Annotated in this window: 16 protein-coding genes and 1 tRNA gene; 8 read left to right on the top strand and 9 right to left on the bottom strand. The window is 66.7% G+C overall.

What is annotated here, in order from left to right; translation table 11 throughout:
- Position 1: 1 nt before the first annotated feature.
- Complete coding sequence (locus IWX75_RS13655; RefSeq protein WP_196822796.1) at positions 2 to 2,113, bottom strand: acyl-CoA dehydrogenase family protein; 2,112 nt, start codon at positions 2,111 to 2,113, stop codon at positions 2 to 4.
- A gap of 10 nt (positions 2,114 to 2,123) precedes the next feature.
- Positions 2,124 to 2,879 carry a TetR family transcriptional regulator gene (locus IWX75_RS13650; protein WP_196822795.1) on the bottom strand — a complete coding sequence of 252 codons (756 nt, stop codon included), beginning with the start codon at positions 2,877 to 2,879 and terminating at the stop codon, positions 2,124 to 2,126.
- Between the two features lie 75 nt (positions 2,880 to 2,954).
- On the opposite strand from IWX75_RS13650, the gene IWX75_RS13645 reads away from it, so the two are divergent.
- The 5 genes from IWX75_RS13645 to IWX75_RS13625 are packed head-to-tail and all read left to right on the top strand — an operon-like array spanning position 2,955 to position 8,629.
- Positions 2,955 to 4,265, top strand: a complete 1,311-nt coding sequence (locus tag IWX75_RS13645; RefSeq protein WP_196822794.1) for an acetyl-CoA C-acetyltransferase — start codon at positions 2,955 to 2,957, stop codon at positions 4,263 to 4,265.
- Positions 4,266 to 4,267: 2 nt separating this feature from the next.
- Complete coding sequence (locus IWX75_RS13640; protein WP_196822793.1) at positions 4,268 to 5,629, top strand: 3-oxoacyl-ACP reductase; 1,362 nt, start codon at positions 4,268 to 4,270, stop codon at positions 5,627 to 5,629.
- Positions 5,602 to 6,621, top strand: coding sequence for a MaoC family dehydratase (locus IWX75_RS13635; RefSeq protein ID WP_196822792.1), 1,020 nt, complete (start codon positions 5,602 to 5,604; stop codon positions 6,619 to 6,621). The genes IWX75_RS13640 and IWX75_RS13635 overlap by 28 nt, the downstream gene beginning before the upstream one ends.
- 9 nt (positions 6,622 to 6,630) lie before the next feature.
- Positions 6,631 to 7,854, top strand: coding sequence for a kynureninase (locus IWX75_RS13630; protein ID WP_196822791.1), 1,224 nt, complete (start codon positions 6,631 to 6,633; stop codon positions 7,852 to 7,854).
- 31 nt (positions 7,855 to 7,885) lie between these two features.
- Positions 7,886 to 8,629, top strand: a complete 744-nt coding sequence (locus tag IWX75_RS13625; RefSeq protein ID WP_196822790.1) for a M50 family metallopeptidase — start codon at positions 7,886 to 7,888, stop codon at positions 8,627 to 8,629.
- Here the strand turns inward: IWX75_RS13625 and IWX75_RS13620 are convergent.
- Together IWX75_RS13620 and IWX75_RS13615 are read right to left on the bottom strand one after the other, a co-directional pair.
- Positions 8,602 to 9,729: an ATP-dependent DNA ligase gene (locus tag IWX75_RS13620; RefSeq protein WP_196822789.1), complete on the bottom strand. Its 1,128-nt coding sequence runs from the start codon at positions 9,727 to 9,729 to the stop codon at positions 8,602 to 8,604. The genes IWX75_RS13625 and IWX75_RS13620 overlap by 28 nt on opposite strands.
- Before the next feature lie 5 nt (positions 9,730 to 9,734).
- Entirely contained in the window at positions 9,735 to 11,495 is a 1,761-nt protein-coding gene (locus IWX75_RS13615) for an alkaline phosphatase D family protein (protein ID WP_196822788.1), read from the bottom strand.
- A 219-nt stretch (positions 11,496 to 11,714) separates the two neighbouring features.
- Here IWX75_RS13615 and IWX75_RS13610 point away from each other — a divergent pair, with 219 nt between their 5' ends.
- A complete protein-coding gene (locus IWX75_RS13610; RefSeq protein ID WP_196822787.1) occupies positions 11,715 to 12,383 on the top strand; it encodes a hypothetical protein in 669 nt (222 codons plus the stop codon).
- Between the two features lie 86 nt (positions 12,384 to 12,469).
- On the opposite strand, the gene IWX75_RS13605 is transcribed toward IWX75_RS13610, so the two are convergent.
- The 3 genes from IWX75_RS13605 to IWX75_RS13595 all read right to left on the bottom strand — a co-directional run bounded on the left by IWX75_RS13605 (position 12,470) and on the right by IWX75_RS13595 (position 13,698).
- Positions 12,470 to 12,856 (bottom strand): DUF1801 domain-containing protein, encoded by a 387-nt coding sequence (locus IWX75_RS13605; protein WP_196822786.1) that lies wholly within the window; start codon positions 12,854 to 12,856, stop codon positions 12,470 to 12,472.
- A 128-nt stretch (positions 12,857 to 12,984) separates the two neighbouring features.
- Positions 12,985 to 13,554 (bottom strand): hypothetical protein, encoded by a 570-nt coding sequence (locus IWX75_RS13600; RefSeq protein WP_196822785.1) that lies wholly within the window; start codon positions 13,552 to 13,554, stop codon positions 12,985 to 12,987.
- A 61-nt stretch (positions 13,555 to 13,615) separates the two neighbouring features.
- A tRNA-Leu gene (locus IWX75_RS13595) sits at positions 13,616 to 13,698 on the bottom strand.
- A 186-nt stretch (positions 13,699 to 13,884) separates the two neighbouring features.
- Here IWX75_RS13595 and IWX75_RS13590 point away from each other — a divergent pair.
- Positions 13,885 to 15,186, top strand: a complete 1,302-nt coding sequence (locus IWX75_RS13590; RefSeq protein ID WP_196822784.1) for a M20/M25/M40 family metallo-hydrolase — start codon at positions 13,885 to 13,887, stop codon at positions 15,184 to 15,186.
- Between the two features lie 4 nt (positions 15,187 to 15,190).
- Here the strand turns inward: IWX75_RS13590 and IWX75_RS13585 are convergent, their stop codons facing one another.
- Entirely contained in the window at positions 15,191 to 15,433 is a 243-nt protein-coding gene (locus IWX75_RS13585; RefSeq protein ID WP_196822783.1) for a DUF5703 family protein, read from the bottom strand.
- A gap of 41 nt (positions 15,434 to 15,474) precedes the next feature.
- Here IWX75_RS13585 and IWX75_RS13580 point away from each other — a divergent pair, with 41 nt between their 5' ends.
- The gene (locus IWX75_RS13580; protein WP_196822782.1) at positions 15,475 to 15,762 is read left to right on the top strand and encodes a hypothetical protein; all 288 of its coding nucleotides are present in this window, start codon (positions 15,475 to 15,477) and stop codon (positions 15,760 to 15,762) included.
- Here IWX75_RS13580 and IWX75_RS13575 read toward each other — a convergent pair.
- The gene (locus IWX75_RS13575; RefSeq protein ID WP_196822781.1) at positions 15,752 to 16,687 is read right to left on the bottom strand and encodes an aldo/keto reductase; all 936 of its coding nucleotides are present in this window, start codon (positions 16,685 to 16,687) and stop codon (positions 15,752 to 15,754) included. The genes IWX75_RS13580 and IWX75_RS13575 overlap by 11 nt on opposite strands.
- Positions 16,688 to 16,702 lie beyond the last annotated feature (15 nt).

Raw genomic sequence — 16,702 nt, 5'->3', positions numbered from 1 at the left:
CTCAGTTCCTTCGCGCTGCCGCCTTCGTTTTCCGGATTCCGGCCTGCCGTGCGAGAAGGGTCTTCTCGTCGATCCCCGCCTCTCCGCTTGCCCGCATGCGCCGCGCATGAGCGGCGGCCTCATCCTGGCGTTCCTGCTCCGCACCGGTCGCGATGGCCGCGCGGACGTGCTCCGGGCCGTATCCGAAGGCCTCGACGAGGTCGAGTGAGTGCGGGCGGATCTTCGCCAGCAGGCGGTTGATGTACGCGTTGAGGGTTCGTGCGCGCTGCGTTGAAAGGCGCCCGTTCAGAAGATACCAGGAAAGGTTCTTCTCGATGAGGCAGAGGCCGAAGAGGTCACGGACCCACGTCATCACCTGCCGGGTCCCGGGATCCTTCAGTTCCTTGAGCCCCCGGGTGAACGCTTCCCACTGCAGCAGTTCGGCGTGTGCGCGGGCTGCCTCGATGAGGTCGTTCTGGTGGTCGTTGAACAGCGCGGCGGACTTCTCCTTCGACATGCCCTTCACCCCGCGCAGCTCGCCGGCCAGTTCCGCCACCATGCTCGAGACGCGGTCCGAGAGCAGCTCGTGCTGGGTATGCTCGTCACGCAGCGCGATCGCCGACTTCTTTTCCGATCCCGAATCCGCGACGGTCTGTGCGACGCGGCGCAGCCCGGAACGGTGAAGCGTCCGGCCGGCCGCCTGCGTGACGGCATACCGGGCGAGCACGCCGAAGTCCATGTCCTTGAACTCCCTTGCATAATCGCCGAGCAGGCGCTTGGCCACGAGTTGCAGGAGGACGTTGTTGTCACCCTCGAACGTGGCATAGACGTCGAGGTCGGCGCGCAGCGAGGTGAACCGGTTCTCGGTGAGGAACCCTGCACCCCCGGTGGCTTCGCGGCATTCCTGCAGGGTGTCCAGTGCAAGCCAGGTGGACAGCGGTTTGTAGGCCGCGGCAAGGGTTTCGAGGTCCTGGCGGTCCTCGTCCGTGTCGTGCGAGCCGGAGAAGACGCCGTCGAGCTTCTCCAGCAGCTCCTCGTGCGCGAACGAGGCGGCATACGTCGCGGCAAGGCGCGGGAGCAGGCGCCGCTGGTGGCGCTGGTAGTCCATCAGCACCTCCTCCGTGAGCTCGGACGAGGCGTTGAACTGGCGGCGCTGGGTCGAATAGGTGATGGCGGCCGTCAGAGCCAGCTTGCTCGCTGCCACCGCTGCACCGTCGAGTGAGACCCGCCCCTGGACGAGCGTTCCGAGCATCGTGAAGAACCGGCGTCCGGGGGAGGCGATCGGCGAGGTGTAGTCCCCGTTCGGGGCGACGTCGCCGTAGCGGTTGAGTAGGTTCGTCCGAGGCACGCGGACGTCCGTGAAGTGGAGGCGGCCGTTGTCGATCCCGTTGAGCCCGCCCTTCAGGCCGTCGTCCTCACCGCCCACGCCGGGCAGGAAACTGCCTTCAGGCGTGCGAAGTTCGACATAGAAGCCGTGCACGCCCCGGTTGACGCCCTGCGTCACGAGCTGGGCGAAGACGACCGCTGCGCGCCCGTCGATGGCCGCGTTGCCGATGTAGTCCTTCCAGGCCGCACGGAAGGGGGTGTTGATCACGAATTCCTCGGCATCGGGATCGTAGGTGGCGGTAGTCGCGATGCTCGCCACATCCGAGCCGTGGCCCGTCTCCGTCATTGCGAAGCACCCCGGGATCTCCATGTTCATGATGCCCGGCAGCCACGCCTCGTGGTGCTCCCTGGTGCCCAGGTGCATCACGGCCGAGCCGAAGAGCCCCCACTGGACCCCGGCCTTGATCTGGAGCGAGGGATCGGCGACGACCAATTCCTCGAAGCCTGCGACGTTTCCGCCATGGTCATCGGCCCCGCCCAGGGAGCTGGGGAACGCTCGGTGTACAGCTTGCTGCTGGACGAGGTAGTGCAGCTGGTCGTGGCAGCGTTGCCGGTGCTCGGCCGAGGAGAGGCCCTCGATCTTCTGGACCTCGGGGCGGCCGGCGAGTTCACGCGCGATCCGGCGGACGTGTGCCCATTTTCCGAGGAGCAGTTCACCGAGGACGGCGGTGTCCACGACGGCGTCATCGTTGTCCTGGATGTCGGCGGTAGCGGGAACCTGAAGCTGGCGGACGGCTGTCTGCGTCATGGCGTGTCCTTTACTGGTTGCTGGATCGATGGGTGGCGGGTGCGGCGTAGCTGATGCCGTCGAAGAGCCAGGCGGTGAGCTGGTCCGTCAACTGCTCCTCGGAGGGCTTGCCCGGGCCGTCTTCGGTCGACAGCCACAGTTCGCCCGCCGCCCTCACCATGCCGATGGCGGCGCGAGGCCAGTATTCGGCGACGGCGTCCCGGGAGCCGTCGGGCCCGTGCGCCGCAAGGAGGTAGGAGCGCATCGGCTCGGCGATCATGTCCGTTGTCGTCTCGAGGAAGGAGGCGAGGGTGCCCGGGGCGCGGTCCTCGCCTGCGCCCCCCGCGGAGTCCGGCGCCTCCGCGCGGGTGACGAACGCGTAGACGTTGGGGGAGGTCCGTGCCATCTGCAGGTAGGCGAACACCATCGACCTCAGCCCTTCGCGCGGGCTCGCGGCCTGCCGGGCGGCGTCGAGGACCTTCTGCTGCATCTGGTTGAGGACTACCTCTGCCACCGCTCGCTGCAGCCCCGTCTTGTCTCCGAAATACCGGTAGTAGACGGACTTGGAGGTATCGGCCGCAGCGGCGATGTCCTCCATGGACGCTCCCGGCCCCAGCGCGTCGACGGCACGGCGTGCGGTCTTGATCAGGGCACGACGACGCGCCGTGCGGTGATCCTGCCACCTGCTGGAGCGGCCGTCCCCGGGCGGCGTGTCCCGCGCGGCGGACCCCGCCCCAGAGGCCGAAGCGCGCGCGGAGGTGCCCGGAAGCAGTGTGGCTGAGTTCATGATACCCAGCGTATCAGGTACGCTTGGTATCGATAACTTCCGCGCATTCCGCCAATTGCCCCCAGGAGATCCTCCATGCCAGAATCGACCATTCCCGCCAGTGTTCCCGTCCGGAAGGCAGTGGTGATCGGGGGGAACCGCATCCCCTTCGCCCGCTCCGGGGGCCCGTACGCCTACTCCTCCAACCAGGACATGCTCATTGCGGCGCTGGACGGCCTGGTGGCGCGGTTCGGGCTGCAGGGGGAGCGCATCGGGGAGGTTGCGGCAGGGGCGGTGCTGAAGCACTCCCGCGACTTCAACCTCACGCGCGAAGCAGTGCTCGGCTCCGCCCTGTCGCCCACGACGCCTGCCTATGACCTCCAGCAGGCCTGCGCAACGGGACTTGAGACCGTGGTGGGCCTCGCCAACAAGATCAAACTGGGGCAGATCGAGTCCGGGATCGCCGGTGGCGTCGATTCCGCTTCGGATGCCCCCATCGCGGTCAGCGAAGGGCTTCGCCGCATCCTGCTGGATCTTGCGCGCGCGAAGACGACCCAGCAGAAAATTCGAACGCTGGGCAAACTGCGGCCCAGGGACCTGGCCCCGAACGCGCCCACCACCGGTGAACCACGCACCGGGCTGTCTATGGGCGAGCACCAGGCCCTGACGACGGCGGCCTGGGAAATCAGTCGGGAAGCGCAGGACGAACTGGCTTACCTGAGCCACTCCAACCTCGCCGCCGCTTATGAGCGTGGTTTCTTCACCGATCTGGTGACGCCGTACCGGGGTCTAACCAGGGACGCGAACCTGCGCCCCGACACCTCCCGCGAGAAGCTCGCGACACTCAAGCCCGTGTTCGGGAGGGCACTGCCCACACCGGCCACCATGACGGCGGGCAATTCCACACCGCTCACCGACGGCGCCTCCGTGGTGCTGCTGGGATCCGAGGATTACGCGCGGGAGCACAACCTGCCCATGCTGGCGAACGTGGTCGACGCCGAGGCCGCTGCCGTGGACTTCGTGAACGGCAAGGAGGGGCTCCTCATGGCCCCGGTCTACGCCCTGCCACGGCTGCTCAAGCGCAACTCCCTCACCTTCGCGGACTTCGACTTCTTCGAGATCCACGAGGCCTTCGCCGGCACCGTCCTCAGCTCGCTCGCCGCCTGGGAGAACGAGGACTTCTGCCGCAACCGATTGGGACTCGACGGGCCGCTGGGTACCATCGACCGCGCCAAACTCAACGCCAACGGATCATCACTCGCAGCAGGCCACCCCTTCGCGGCGACAGGCGGACGCATTGTCGCCTCGCTTGCGAAGGCACTGTCCGAGAAGGGCTCGGGGCGCGGACTGATCTCCGTGTGCGCCGCGGGCGGCCAGGGCGTCGTCGCCATTCTCGAGGCGCGCTGACGATGGCCGACAAGTACCTTGAACTCATCAACAATCCGCTCCCCTCAAGGATCGCCAGGTCGCTCGGTCTCCCACGGCCCGCCGTACTCCGGCGCCACGCGCCGGGTGCGACGCTCGCGGACCACCCCGTTCTCGTCGTCGGCTCCGGCGCCGGTGCCGACGCACTGGCCGGCGAGCTGCTGTCCTGGGATCTCGAGATTCGCCGTCACGCACGTCCGGGCGAGACGCTGAGCGCGGCGATCGTCGTCCTCGACGACGTGTCGTCGCCCGGCGACCTCGCCGCACCCCTGCTCGAGCTCGGGCAGGCAGTCCGGCTCCTCGCTACGGGCGGCCGGATCGTCGGACTGTTCCGCGCGCCGCGCGAGTCGACGGACCCGGCAGAGGCGGCAGCGCGGCAGGGCATCGACGGAACCATCCGGTCCGTGGCCCGCGAGCTCCGCAGCGGCTCCACCGCCAACGGCATCATCCTCGAGCGCTCCGTGAGCGTGGAGGATTCCGGCGTGCTGGCCACCCTGCGGTTCCTCCTTTCGGGGAAGAGTGCCTACGTCGACGGCCAGTTCCTCGCCGTCGGCCCAGCGGGGCCGATCACTTCACCGGCGGACAACCGTGGAGCCGCGGACCTCGACCGACCCCTGGCGGGCAGGACCGCGCTCGTCACGGGTGCCGCACGGGGTATCGGTGCGGAGATCGCGGCGGTGCTGCACCGTGACGGAGCGAACGTCGTCGTCGTGGATGTCCCGGCCGCGGGCGAGCAGCTGGCGCGGGTGGCAAACCGGGTGGCCGGGACCGCGCTGCAGCTCGACATCACGGCGCCCGACGCCGGAGCGCGCCTGCTCGCGCACGTCGCCACCCGCTACGGCTCCCTGGACATCCTGGTGCATAACGCCGGCATCACGCGGGACAAGCTGCTCGCAAACATGGACGCAGCACGGTGGGACTCGGTGATGGACGTCAACATCATCTCCCAACTGCGCATCAACGAAGCGGTTCTCGCCTCCGAGATCTTCGCGACCGACGGGCGGATCGTGAGCCTGGCCTCGACCAGCGGCATCGCCGGCAACCGCGGGCAGAGCAACTATGCCGCATCGAAGGCCGGCGTGATCGGCATGGTGCGCGCCACCTCGGCCCGGTTCGAGGACAGTGCGCGCACCATCAATGCCGTGGCACCCGGTTTCATCGAGACCGAGATGACCGCCAGGATTCCGCCCCTGACACGGCAGGTCGCACGGCGCCTCAGCAGCCTCCAGCAGGGCGGGCTTCCCATCGACGTCGCCGAGACCATCGCGTTCCTCGCCTCCGGTTCCGCCGCGGGAATCAACGGCCAGGTGGTGCGGGTGTGCGGACAGAACCTGGTGGGGGCATGAACGAGGTGGTCCTGGGGCAGGTTCCGGCGCTGCCCGCGCTGTATCGGGACGCGGTGCTCCGTGCGGCCCGGCGGCGTGTTCGCGGTTCGGCTGTCCGGCTCGAGGTGCCCTCCGTCCGGCACCGGGCGGAGCGGATCCGCGTGGACCCGGGGGCACTGACCGCGTTTCAGCACCTACTGGGCGAACCGGCGCGGGACACCCTGCCCTCCGCCTATGTTCATACCATCGCATTCCCTGTCGCCATGAGCGTCCTGGCGCGGCCCGAGTTCCCGTTGCCGCTGCTCGGCATGGTGCACCTGGGCAGTACCGTGGAGCAGTTCCGGAGTATCTCCCTGGCGGAGCAGTTGGACGTCGTTGCCTACGCCGAGGACCTTCGCCCGCACCGTGCGGGTACCCAGGTGGATGTCGTCACCGAAGTATCAGGAGAGGGCTCCACCGTATGGAGGGGGCGCTCGGTATACCTGGCGCGGGGAGTGCGGCTGCCCGAGGCAGGCAATGCGTCGCGAAAGGACTCCTCCGGTCCGCACCCGTCCGCGTCATTCGTTCCGCCCGTACCCACCGGGATCTGGGAACTCGACAGTGGCACAGGGCGGCGCTACGCCGCAGTCTCGGGGGACTGGAACCCCATCCACCTGAGCTCCGTCGCAGCGAGAGCACTCGGGATGAAGCGGTCCATCGCGCACGGGATGTACCTCGCGGCCCGCATGGTTGGCCAGGCCTGCCCCGCCCCGGCCGATGAACTGCGCTGGAGCATCGACTTCGCCACACCGGTGCTCCTGCCGGGCAGCGTCGCTGTCGCCTTCACGGAAGCGCCGGCCGGCATGCCGCAGGGCGACGCGCCGGGGAAGCAGGCTGGCGCACACGTCGGAAAGCGAGCCGATGTCCCACAGGACGACAGGACGGCGATCGAATCCCTGCGCACCGACGTCGTCGGCTGGTCCCGGGAACGCAACCGGCCGCACTTCACCGGCTGGGTGGGACGCTCCGCCTAGAATGGGCGGATGAACGACCTGCTGCTCCAGGCCCGGGAGCTCGACGCCCGGGACCCGCTGGCCTCCTACCGCACCCGTTTCCTGACCGCCGAGGAAAACGACGTCGTCGCCTATCTCGACGGCAATTCACTCGGCAGGCCCCTGGCTGCGACGCCCGATACGCTGGCTGACTTCGTGCGCTCGCAGTGGGCCGGGCGCTTGATCCGCGGCTGGGACGAGGGCTGGCTGGCGCTTCCGGAGCGGATCGGCGACCGTTTGGGGGACGTGGCCCTCGGGGCTGCCCCCGGGCAGTGCATAGTGGCGGATTCGACGAGCGTGCTTCTCTACAAACTGGCGCGCGCCGCCATCGCTGCCCGTCCGGGCCGGACCGAGATCGTGATCGACCGCGACAACTTTCCCACCGACCGCTTCATCGTGGAGGGAATCGCCCGCGAGTGCGGCCTCACCATCCGGTGGCTCGACACCCAGTACGACGCCGGGGCGACCGTTCCCGAGGTCGCCGCCGCCGTCGGGCCGGACACGGCGCTCGTGGTGCTGAGCCACGTGGCGTACCGGTCGGGGCACTGTGCGGACGTGCCCGGCATCACGGAGGTGATCCACGACGCGGGCGCGCTGGCCCTGTGGGACCTCAGCCACTCGGTGGGTTCAGTGCCTGCGGAGCTCGACGCCTGGGGCGTCGACTACGCGACGGGCTGCAGCTACAAGTACCTCAATGGCGGCCCGGGTGCTCCCGCCTGGGCCTACGTGGCATCCCGCCACCTTCCGGACCTCCACCAGCCCATCCAGGGCTGGCTGGGCAGCGCCGATCCCTTCGCCATGGGCGGCTCCTATGAGCCTGCGCAGGGGATCCGGAGGATCGTCTCGGGAACGCCGCCGATCATGGGCATGCTCGCTCTGCAGGACATGCTGGAGGTGATTGCCGAGGCGGGGATGGCACAGGTCCGGGCGAAGTCGATGGCGCTGACCGATTTCGCCGTGCGGGCCGTGGACGAACTGCTCGGGAACGACGGCGTGGTGGTGGCGTCTCCCCGGTCCGCCGACCGGCGTGGCGGCCACATCACCATCGACCACCCGGGCTTCGCAGCCATGGTGCCTGAGCTGTGGGCCGCCGGAGTGATCCCGGATTACCGGAACCCCTCGGGAATCCGTCTGGGGCTCTCGCCGCTGTCCACGTCTTTCGAGGAGACCCTGCACGGTGTGAGCAGCATCGCCGAAAGGATGCGGCAGCAATAGCTTCCATGCATTCTCCGATCGTGCAGTGTCGATGAGCGAGTTCGCCTCCGTCTGGTGGGGCCTTGTCGTCGGGGGTTTTTCGATGGTTCCCGCGCCCGTCATCGGAGAGCTCCACCTTGCCGGGATCCTGGGGGCCGCCGTCGTGCTGTCCCTGCCTGCGGTGACGTGGCGCTATTTCGGCCTGTTCGTGACCACCGTGCATGAACTCGGACACGCGGTTGCCGCTCTGGTGTCGCTGCAGCGGGTGAGCGGAATCGAGCTGCGGTTCGACCACTCGGGCGTCACCATGACCCGGGGAAGGGGTGGCTGGCGCGCGGTCTGGACGGCCTTCTGGGGCTATCCGGTGCCGGCTCTTGTCGGGACCGGCCTGGTGGGTGCCGCGGTCTCCGGGGCTGCCTCGATAGCACTGTCCCTCAGTGCGCTCATTCTTCTTGCACTGGTGTTCCTCATCCGCAATGTGCAAGGATTCGTGGTCGCCGGGCTGCTCGTGGGCCTGTCGACGGCGCTCGTCTGGTATGCCAGTCCGGCACTGACCGGTTATGCGACGCTGTCGACGGGCGTTGCGCTCCTCGTCGGCGCCGTCAAGGACTGGTTCAAGGTGACAGCGGTGCACATTCGCAGGCACTCGGCACTCGCGTCTTCGGACGCATACCTCCTCGCCCAGCGCAGCGGTGTTCCCGCCGTCGTCTGGCTGGGACTTTTCGCGTGCATCATCGGCGGGTGCATCCTCGGGACGGCGGGCCTCCTCTACGGAGCGGTGTTCCGCTCGTCCTGAACGTTTCCGGTTCGGGTGTCCGTCGCGGAGCGCGGGGGCTGGGCCGTCAGGAAGTCCGTGAGGTCGAAGGCGGGTGCCTCCTCGAGCTGCGCGTAGGTGCAGGAGGCCGGCTCGCGGTCGGGCCTCCAGCGGCTGAACTGGGTGGTGTGTCGGAAACGCTCACCCTCCAGATGGTCGTACCGGACCTCGATGACCCGCTCCGGCCGCAGCGGGGTAAAAGTGAGGTCCTTGCCCCCGGACCAGCGGCTGCCCTCGGCATTGCGTGGCGTGCGGGTTCCATCCTGCTCCCTGGCAGATGACCATGGGTGGCCGTCGGAAGGAGTGATCAACGGTTGCAACTCGGTGAACAGTTCCTTCCGACGAGCTGCAGGAAAAGCGCTGACTACTCCCACGGCTGCCAGGTCTCCGTCATCCGTGTACAGCCCCAGCAGGAGGGAACCGATGCTTTCGGCGTCGGTCTTGTGCGCGCGGTAGCCGGCAACAACGCAGTCGGCCGTCCTCTCGTGCTTGATCTTGAACATCGCCCGTTTACCGGGTTGATAGGCGCCCTCGAGCGGCTTCGCGACAATTCCGTCCAGGCCGGCACCTTCGAACTGTGCGAACCACTGCCCGGCCTCGACCGGATCCCCTGTAGCGGGCGTGAGGTGGATGGGTGGCCGCGCGACGGCCAGCGTTTCCTCGAGAAGCCGCCGGCGCTCGACGAACGGCGACCCGGTGTGGTCCTCTCCACCTCGGGCCAGGATGTCGAACGCGACGAAGCTCGCCGGGGTCTGCTGCGCCAGGAGAGCGATCCGGCTGGCTGCCGGGTGGATCCGCTGCTGAAGCACCTCGAACTCGAGCCGTCCTCCGACCGCGAGCACAACCTCACCGTCGAGGACACAGCGGTCGGGCAGGTTGTCCTTGAGGGCGGCGACGAGCTCGGGGAAGTAGCGCGTCAGGGCCTTGCCGTTCCGGGAACCGATCTCCAGCTCAGCGCCGTCACGGAAGATGATGGCCCGGAACCCCTCCCATTTCGGTTCATAGCTGAGCGGACCTTCGGGAATTCCGCGCACGGACTTTGCGAGCATCGGGGCAACGGGCGGCATCACGGGAAGGCGCATGATTCCTATTGTCGCCTTCCTCTCCGCGCCCATGCAGTCCTGCGATCCCGGAGGGCCGCCTCCGGCACCACTTCCCCTCCCGGCTCATCCTTCCTCGTCCGACGCGGCGGCACAGTCATGGCCGCCACTTCTTCAAGCCGGGGGTGGAGGTGGTCGCCGTCGTCGACGGTCCCCGTCTGCCACCACAGCCGGAGCCCTTCCGGCCCGCCCTCGAGCCCGGCCAGGTTGTTGTCGAACCACGGTCCCCGGATGTTGCGCCAGCGGAACGGCGGGTCGGGGACCTTGACGGAGCGCGCCACGAGTGCTCCGACCGGTGCGGCGAACCCATAGGAGAGGATCGCGGTGGAGGAGCGCAGGAGCCGGGGAAGCGGGTTACGGATAGGGGAGCAGACCGCCTGGAGGATGCGGCTGCCCGAAGGCCGATCCACCTCGGAGACGTAGGAGAAGTGCACGTCTCCCGAGAGGAAGGTGACCGTCTCGGGTGCCGGGCCACGCTTGCCGTCCGCCACCTCCGTAGCCATCAGCGCCACGTCATGGAAACTGTTCTGGAAGGCGGCCCAGTGCTCGAGATCCATGCCCTGCCGCAGCTTCTCTCCCAGCAGTGCGCCCGCCTTTCCCCAGGCACCCTGCGCGAGGGCCTCGTCCCAGGACTCGATATGGTGCAGCCCGAGGGGCAGCAGGAACGGTAGTGAGGTGCCGACCAGCAGATGGCGGAAGCCGCCCACCATCTTGCTGTCGAGCCACGCCGTCTCCTCCTCGTTCAGCAGGGCACGTGCATCGGGGGTGAGCACGCGGGCTACGCGGGAGTCCACCACGATCAGGCGGGTGTCATCGAAGTCCCGGAAATAGCTCCACCGATAGCTCGCGGGGTCCTTGTCGGCGCGGTCCGCGAAAGCGTCGAGCTCCTCGCTCAGATCCAGCTCGTCGTCGTCGTGGTGGTTGACGATCCGCTGCCAGATCTCGTCCTCGGCGCGCCGCTCAGGTGACAGGTTGCCGAGGTGCTGGTACACCCAGTAGGACGCCAGGCCCGCGACGATCCGGTCCTGCCACCAGGAGGTGGCTTCCATCTCCTGCTTCCAGCTCGTCGAGGCATTCCAGTCATCGCGGATGTCATGGTCATCGAAGATCATGGCGCTGGGGAGGGTGGACAGCAACCAGCGGTTCGCATTGTCGGACCAGGCAAGGCTGTACAGGTGGGCATACTCCTCGTAGTCCTTGAGCTCGGCCCCCGGATCTTCCCTGATGTCCCGGCGTGCCGCAATGAACTGCTGCATCTCCTTGCTGGTGGAATCGGCATAGACCTGGTCGCCGAGGAACAGGATCAGATCCGGCCTCGGGAATGCGGCGTCGTCCGCCATGGAAAGCGCGTAGGCGCGCATCGCATCGACGCCGTGGGTCCGGTTGCCTTCCTTGGTGTGGGGGATGCTGGTGCGACATGACCCGAAGGCCAACCGCAGGGGCTCGCCCTCGGCGCGCGTCGTAATGACCGACGCGGGAAACGTCAGCTCGGGGCCCTGGGACAGGTCCGGCCAGACCTGACGACCGTCGATCTCGACGGTGTAGGCGGTTCCGCTGCCCGGCTGAAGCCCGGTCACTTCGACGAGGGCGTAGTGGTGGCCGTGGACGGCGAACGTGCGCGCAGTCCAGGACTCATGGCCGCTTCGGACGACGACGGACGCGGCTTCTCCGGTCTCCACCCAGATGCTCGCCGACGTTTCGTCGACGTACCGCAGCATGGGCCCGAGCACCAGGGGTGTTGTGGTCATGAGTATGTTCTACCCCTCGAAGGCCGGGACGGCTATCCAATCGTGCTACCCCGCAGGATTCCGCCCCAGGAAAGCAGCTGCTCCGAGGGTACGGGCATTTCCGGAATTGCGTTGTCAGACCGTGATCGAAAAAGGACTCCTCCTGGCCGTTCTGGTTGTAGAGTGCGACTCATCAGGCTCAGAACTCACTTCAGCCCCACAGCAGAACAGGTTGATCCATTGAACAAGCGACTCCTCATGGCACTCTCCGTCAGCGCACTTCTTCTTGGCGGTTGTGCATCCGCGGAGAACGCCGGCGACAGAACCGCCACGCCCAGCGAGGAGAGCACGACACCGTCGGAGTCTTCTGCCGCACCTTCTGCCGCACCTTCTCCCGCGCCACCGGTTCAGCCTTCGGTTGCGCCTTCGGTTACGCCTTCGGCTGACCCCGCGCCGCTCCCGGCCGAGCCATCGGGCGAATCCGGTGAACCTTCACCAGCACCTGCGGAAGTACAGGAGCCACCGGCAGCAGTCCCGGTTCCGCCGTCACCTGTCGATACCCAGCTGCCGTCCGATACGTCCCCGTACCCGGGCAGCTCGCCGTCCGTCGCGTTCAGTGCCCCGGTGACGCCCGAATGGTCCATCTGGATCGCAGGACGATCCTGGAAGGTCACGGGATCCGGGTATGTCCCCGGAGAGCAGCTGCAGATTACCTTCGCTCCGTACCAGACGGACAGTCCACCGATGGAGGACACTTTCGTCACCGTCGACACAGACGGCCGCTACACCACCTGGCTGGACGTCCCGGCTGCTGCGGCGCCGGGGACCTACAGCATCCTGACCTCGGCCGTTCCGTTCACCGAAGTGAGCAAGAGATCCGCCACGGTCGAGGTCGTCGCCGCCTTCTAGGGCCCAAATGCCTGTGGCGCCCCGTAGTCGCAGCGTGGCCGTCATGCGGCGTGGTCGATGACGTCGGAGGCCGGCGTGGGCACACTTCATTTCAACCGGCGCCACCCGCCTGCACGGTTGTTGGCGATGATCTGCCGAAGCATCGCCGACACAGCAGGGACGTTGATCGGATCACCGTCGCGGAATGCGATCGTCCGGGCGGTCTTGTTGTTCTGACCGCCCGTGATGATGTGGTCCGGATCGGGGACGATCGCACCATCATAAAGAAACAGGTTGACGTGATCCTTCGCGGCCAGAAGTGCGCAGACGTTCCCATCGAGCACGAAGTACGGGCGGTCGGTTCGCTTGATGGTCTCGGACACCTCAGGATCAGCCGCATGGATCAGGGCCCGCAACTCCTGGCAGAGGATTTGCTGCCAACCCGGTAGTTCGGCGATGTACCTGTCCACCCTCGGATCCGCCATGTGCGTCATTACTCGTCCTTCGCATCACAGGCCTGCCGCGGGCACAGGCGGAAATCCCGACGACGGAGGCGGGAGACGAGGACCTGGTGCCGTCGGGAATCTTCTAGAGCGGCTTTTTGGCCAGTAGCCGAACCCAGTCAGGTGTCGGCTTCCCGAGCTTCCGGTCGGTCGTCATCCGAAGGCGGGCTGCCCTGATCCGGACCCGCTCCTGTGAACCGGAACGCGATACTGCGGCGGATGCGTGCTGGCCAGCTGTCTCGTTCTTCTGGCTCATCGGTGACGTCGCGCTCATCGTCAACCTCCTTCGTGGTCGTCGTTCCATTGTCCCGCACCTCGTCAATGCCGTCCACGCTTCCCAGGGGATGCAGCGGTTCCGCCCACGCCACTTCGAGGACCGACAGCTCCTCAGGGCCGGCGAGCTCACTCTCAGCGAGCAGTTCCAGTACACCGAGCCCGAGTTCCTGGCGGTGGAAATCGTCGGACATCGACGCATCCAGCGCCCATTCCGCCCGTGTCCACCACTGGGATCGCTGGTCGGCTTTCCGGCGGTCCTTGACATTCTGCCAGGCGAAATAACCGGTGATGATCGCCGTGAGGAGGATGGCGAACGGTCCGAGAGCTCCCACCACATCCCACCACGGAGTGCCGTCCGAAACGACGTCGACCACAACCGGATCCGGCGGGGGAGCCGTGGTGAGCGGAATCATCGTGCCAGCCTATGCGGAATCGGAGACACAAAAAAACCCCGGCGAACCGGGGTTTTTATTGTGCGCGGAGGGGGACTTGAACCCCCACCCTCGTTAAAGGACTAGCACCTCAAGCTAGCGCGTCTGCCATTCCGCCACCCGCGCAGGTGGTGGTTCCGCGGTCAGAAACCGTCGAAAGCAACGAGAAAAACTCTAACACGAGTTAGCCCTGTGGTTTGAATCGAGGAGTTCGACCGGCAACCGAAGCAGGGGACGCGGCCGCAAAAGCACAGCCGCACGACGGCGACTCGGTAGGCTGGACGGGCACCCCACAAGCCAGGAGGACGCAGTATGAGCATCATGCCCGAAGACGAAGTTGTACGAATCTGCCAGGAACTCATCCGCATCGATACCTCGAACTTCGGCGACAACGCGGGGCCGGGGGAACGGGTCGCAGCCGAGTACACCGCCGCGCTCATCGAGGAGGTGGGCCTCGCGACACAGACCTTCGAGGCGGCTCCCGGGCGGGCATCGGTCCTTGCCCGCATGGAAGGCAGCGACTCCTCGCTGCCCGCACTGGTGGTGCACGGACACCTGGACGTCGTTCCCGCCCAGAAGGAGGACTGGTCCGTCGACCCCTTCGGCGGTGAGGAGAAGGACGGTCTCATCTGGGGCCGCGGCGCTGTGGACATGAAGGACATGGACGCCATGATTCTCTCGGTTCTCCGACACATGAAGCGGAACGGCATCAAGCCCAAACGGGACCTCATTTTCGGCTTTTTCGCCGATGAGGAGGCCGGAGGCAACTACGGCGCATCCTGGCTCGTGGACAACAAGCCGGAGCTCTTCGAAGGTGCCACCGAAGCAATCTCGGAGGTGGGCGGGTTCTCCTCCACCATTGGAGGCCAGCGCACCTATCTCCTGCAGACGGCGGAGAAAGGGATCTCCTGGCTTCGGCTGGTGGCGCACGGCCGGGCAGGACACGGCTCCCAGATCAATACCGACAATGCAGTGACTCGCCTTGCCCGGGCGGTCTCGAAGATCGGCGACTACTCCTGGCCCATCGAGCTGACTCCCACCACGCGCCAGTTCCTCGACGGCGTCACCGAACTCACCGGCGTCGAGTTCGACCCCGACCACCCGGAAGTCCTGCTCGCCGAACTCGGCACGGTAGCGCGCTTCGTCGGCGCAACCCTGCAGAACACGTCGAACCCCACAATGCTCAAGAGTGGCTACAAGCACAACGTGATTCCGGGCACGGCCGAGGCCATGGTGGACGTCCGGACCCTTCCCGGCCAGCAGGACCAGGTCCTCGAGATCGTGCGCGCACTGGCAGGGGAAGGAGTGGACGTCTCCTACGCGCACAAGGATGTCTCCCTCGAGGTGCCCTTCTCCGGCAATCTGGTGGACTCGATGATTGATGCCCTGCACAGCCAGGACCCGGGGGCGAAGGTGCTCCCCTATACGCTGTCGGGCGGTACCGACAACAAGTCGCTGAGCCGTCTCGGTATCACCGGCTACGGTTTTGCACCGCTGCAGCTGCCCGACGAGCTGGACTTCACAGGCATGTTCCACGGTGTCGACGAACGCGTGCCCGCCGACTCGTTGCGTTTCGGCGCGAGAGTGCTTACACGCCTCTTGACCACCTACTGAGGCTCTACTGGGAATCCAGGGTGCGTTCGACCCGGAGGACTTTACGCCTCAACCAGAAGCGCCTGCTCCCGCTGGTGTAGATGCAGCTGCGCTCGAGTTCCCACTTGCCGTATTCGGCGTGTTCGGTGATCAGTTTGCGCGTGGCCGGCAACGGTTCGCCGGGATTGATCGTCACGACCAGGTACTCGTACTGGCGGCTGAAATCGCGCCCGCGGACGGTAGTGGAATTCAGAAATTGTTCTTTCATATCCCTCCAATTCTGATCACTTTACCTATAACGTCTAGTGCATGAGCATAGATCCGCGTGTCGCGCTCCAGGCCCTCGTCACATCACTCGAGGAGCACCTCGCGGCGTCGGCATCACGGCGGCGGGAGGACGATCCGGCCGTTGAGGCCGCGTACCTGGCGATCGCCGATGCGTTCGAAGTCTATGAGGAAGTCCTTTACGACGCATACGGCGAAGTGACCCCGCTGGAGATCTATGAGGAGTCCGACGACGAATCGGACGACGATGAATCGGACGACGAGTCCGACGACGACGAGCGCATCACCCAGGGCGAGCGGGCTACGCCGTAGGGACCGATACTTCGTCGAGAACATCCGCAATAGTCTGCGGAATGGCCTGGAGGTTCGTCTGCAGGAGCTCCTTCAGCTGGTGGGGAGTCCTTGCGCCCAGGATCACCGAAGAGACGCCCGGTCGGTGAAGCAGCCACCGCAGTGCCAGTTCGTGGGGCTGCAAGTCCAGGCCCTTCGACGCGGTGCAGAGGGCTTCGATGATCCGCTGCGGCCGACCGGTCAGGTAGGAATCGACGTAGGGCGCCCAGACCTCGGAGGCGCCTCGTGAATCCGACGGCAGACGGCCCCGGTATTTTCCGGTGAGGACCCCCCGCCCCAGCGGCGCCCAGGCGAGGATCCCCGCATCGAAGGCCGCGGCGGCTGGAACAGCCTCGGATTCCACCCGGCGGTTCACGAGCGAGTACTCGACCTCGTTGGCAACCAGAGGGAAGCCCGCCGACGCAGCGAGGCGCGCAAACTCCCAGCCCGAATGGTTGGAGGCCCCGACGTACCGGGCACGTCCGGAGGTATAGGCATGTTCAAGGGCGCTCAGTGTTTCGTGCAGCGGCACGGAGGCGTCGCAGGCGGGGGCGAGCCACAGGTCGACGGAGTCGGTGCCGAGCAGCGTCAACGAGGCGTCGAGTGAATCCAGCAGGCCCCGGCGGGAGGTATCGACGCTTCCGGTTCCACTTCGCGGTGAGCCGCCCTGGACGGCCAGCACTATTTCCGAACGGGCCACCGTGTCGCCGATGAAACTGCCCAGCATCGCTTCCGCCTGACCCTCGCCGTACCCGGCCGCCGATTCAATCAGGGTGCCCCCGGCTTCGGTGAAGAGCCTCAACTGCTCCCGCGCGGCCTCTTCCTCCACCTCACGGCCCCAGTTCATGGTCCCGAGTCCAAGCGCCGACACGGACAGGCCGCTCGATCCCACGTTTCGCCGTTGCATAGTGCAAGCCTAAAG

This window comes from Arthrobacter sp. CAN_A6 (genome assembly GCF_015751715.1).
GTDB lineage: Bacteria > Actinomycetota > Actinomycetes > Actinomycetales > Micrococcaceae > Arthrobacter_D.
Note: the sequence above shows the minus strand (reverse complement) of the source record. Positions and strands in the feature narration are given on the sequence as shown.

Excerpts from the sequence above, each read along its gene's own strand:
- IWX75_RS13630 (WP_196822791.1), top strand. The coding sequence starts at position 6,631 with ATGAACGACCTGCTGCTCCAGGCCCGGGAGCTCGACGCCCGGGACCCG.
- IWX75_RS13620 (WP_196822789.1), bottom strand. The coding sequence starts at position 9,729 with ATGCGCCTTCCCGTGATGCCGCCCGTTGCCCCGATGCTCGCAAAGTCC.
- IWX75_RS13625 (WP_196822790.1), top strand. The coding sequence starts at position 7,886 with ATGAGCGAGTTCGCCTCCGTCTGGTGGGGCCTTGTCGTCGGGGGTTTT.
- IWX75_RS13580 (WP_196822782.1), top strand. The coding sequence starts at position 15,475 with ATGAGCATAGATCCGCGTGTCGCGCTCCAGGCCCTCGTCACATCACTC.
- IWX75_RS13640 (WP_196822793.1), top strand. The coding sequence starts at position 4,268 with ATGGCCGACAAGTACCTTGAACTCATCAACAATCCGCTCCCCTCAAGG.
- IWX75_RS13650 (WP_196822795.1), bottom strand. The coding sequence starts at position 2,879 with ATGAACTCAGCCACACTGCTTCCGGGCACCTCCGCGCGCGCTTCGGCC.
- IWX75_RS13605 (WP_196822786.1), bottom strand. The coding sequence starts at position 12,856 with ATGACGCACATGGCGGATCCGAGGGTGGACAGGTACATCGCCGAACTA.
- IWX75_RS13575 (WP_196822781.1), bottom strand. The coding sequence starts at position 16,687 with ATGCAACGGCGAAACGTGGGATCGAGCGGCCTGTCCGTGTCGGCGCTT.
- IWX75_RS13600 (WP_196822785.1), bottom strand. The coding sequence starts at position 13,554 with ATGATTCCGCTCACCACGGCTCCCCCGCCGGATCCGGTTGTGGTCGAC.
- IWX75_RS13645 (WP_196822794.1), top strand. The coding sequence starts at position 2,955 with ATGCCAGAATCGACCATTCCCGCCAGTGTTCCCGTCCGGAAGGCAGTG.
- IWX75_RS13655 (WP_196822796.1), bottom strand. The coding sequence starts at position 2,113 with ATGACGCAGACAGCCGTCCGCCAGCTTCAGGTTCCCGCTACCGCCGAC.
- IWX75_RS13590 (WP_196822784.1), top strand. The coding sequence starts at position 13,885 with ATGAGCATCATGCCCGAAGACGAAGTTGTACGAATCTGCCAGGAACTC.
- IWX75_RS13585 (WP_196822783.1), bottom strand. The coding sequence starts at position 15,433 with ATGAAAGAACAATTTCTGAATTCCACTACCGTCCGCGGGCGCGATTTC.
- IWX75_RS13615 (WP_196822788.1), bottom strand. The coding sequence starts at position 11,495 with ATGACCACAACACCCCTGGTGCTCGGGCCCATGCTGCGGTACGTCGAC.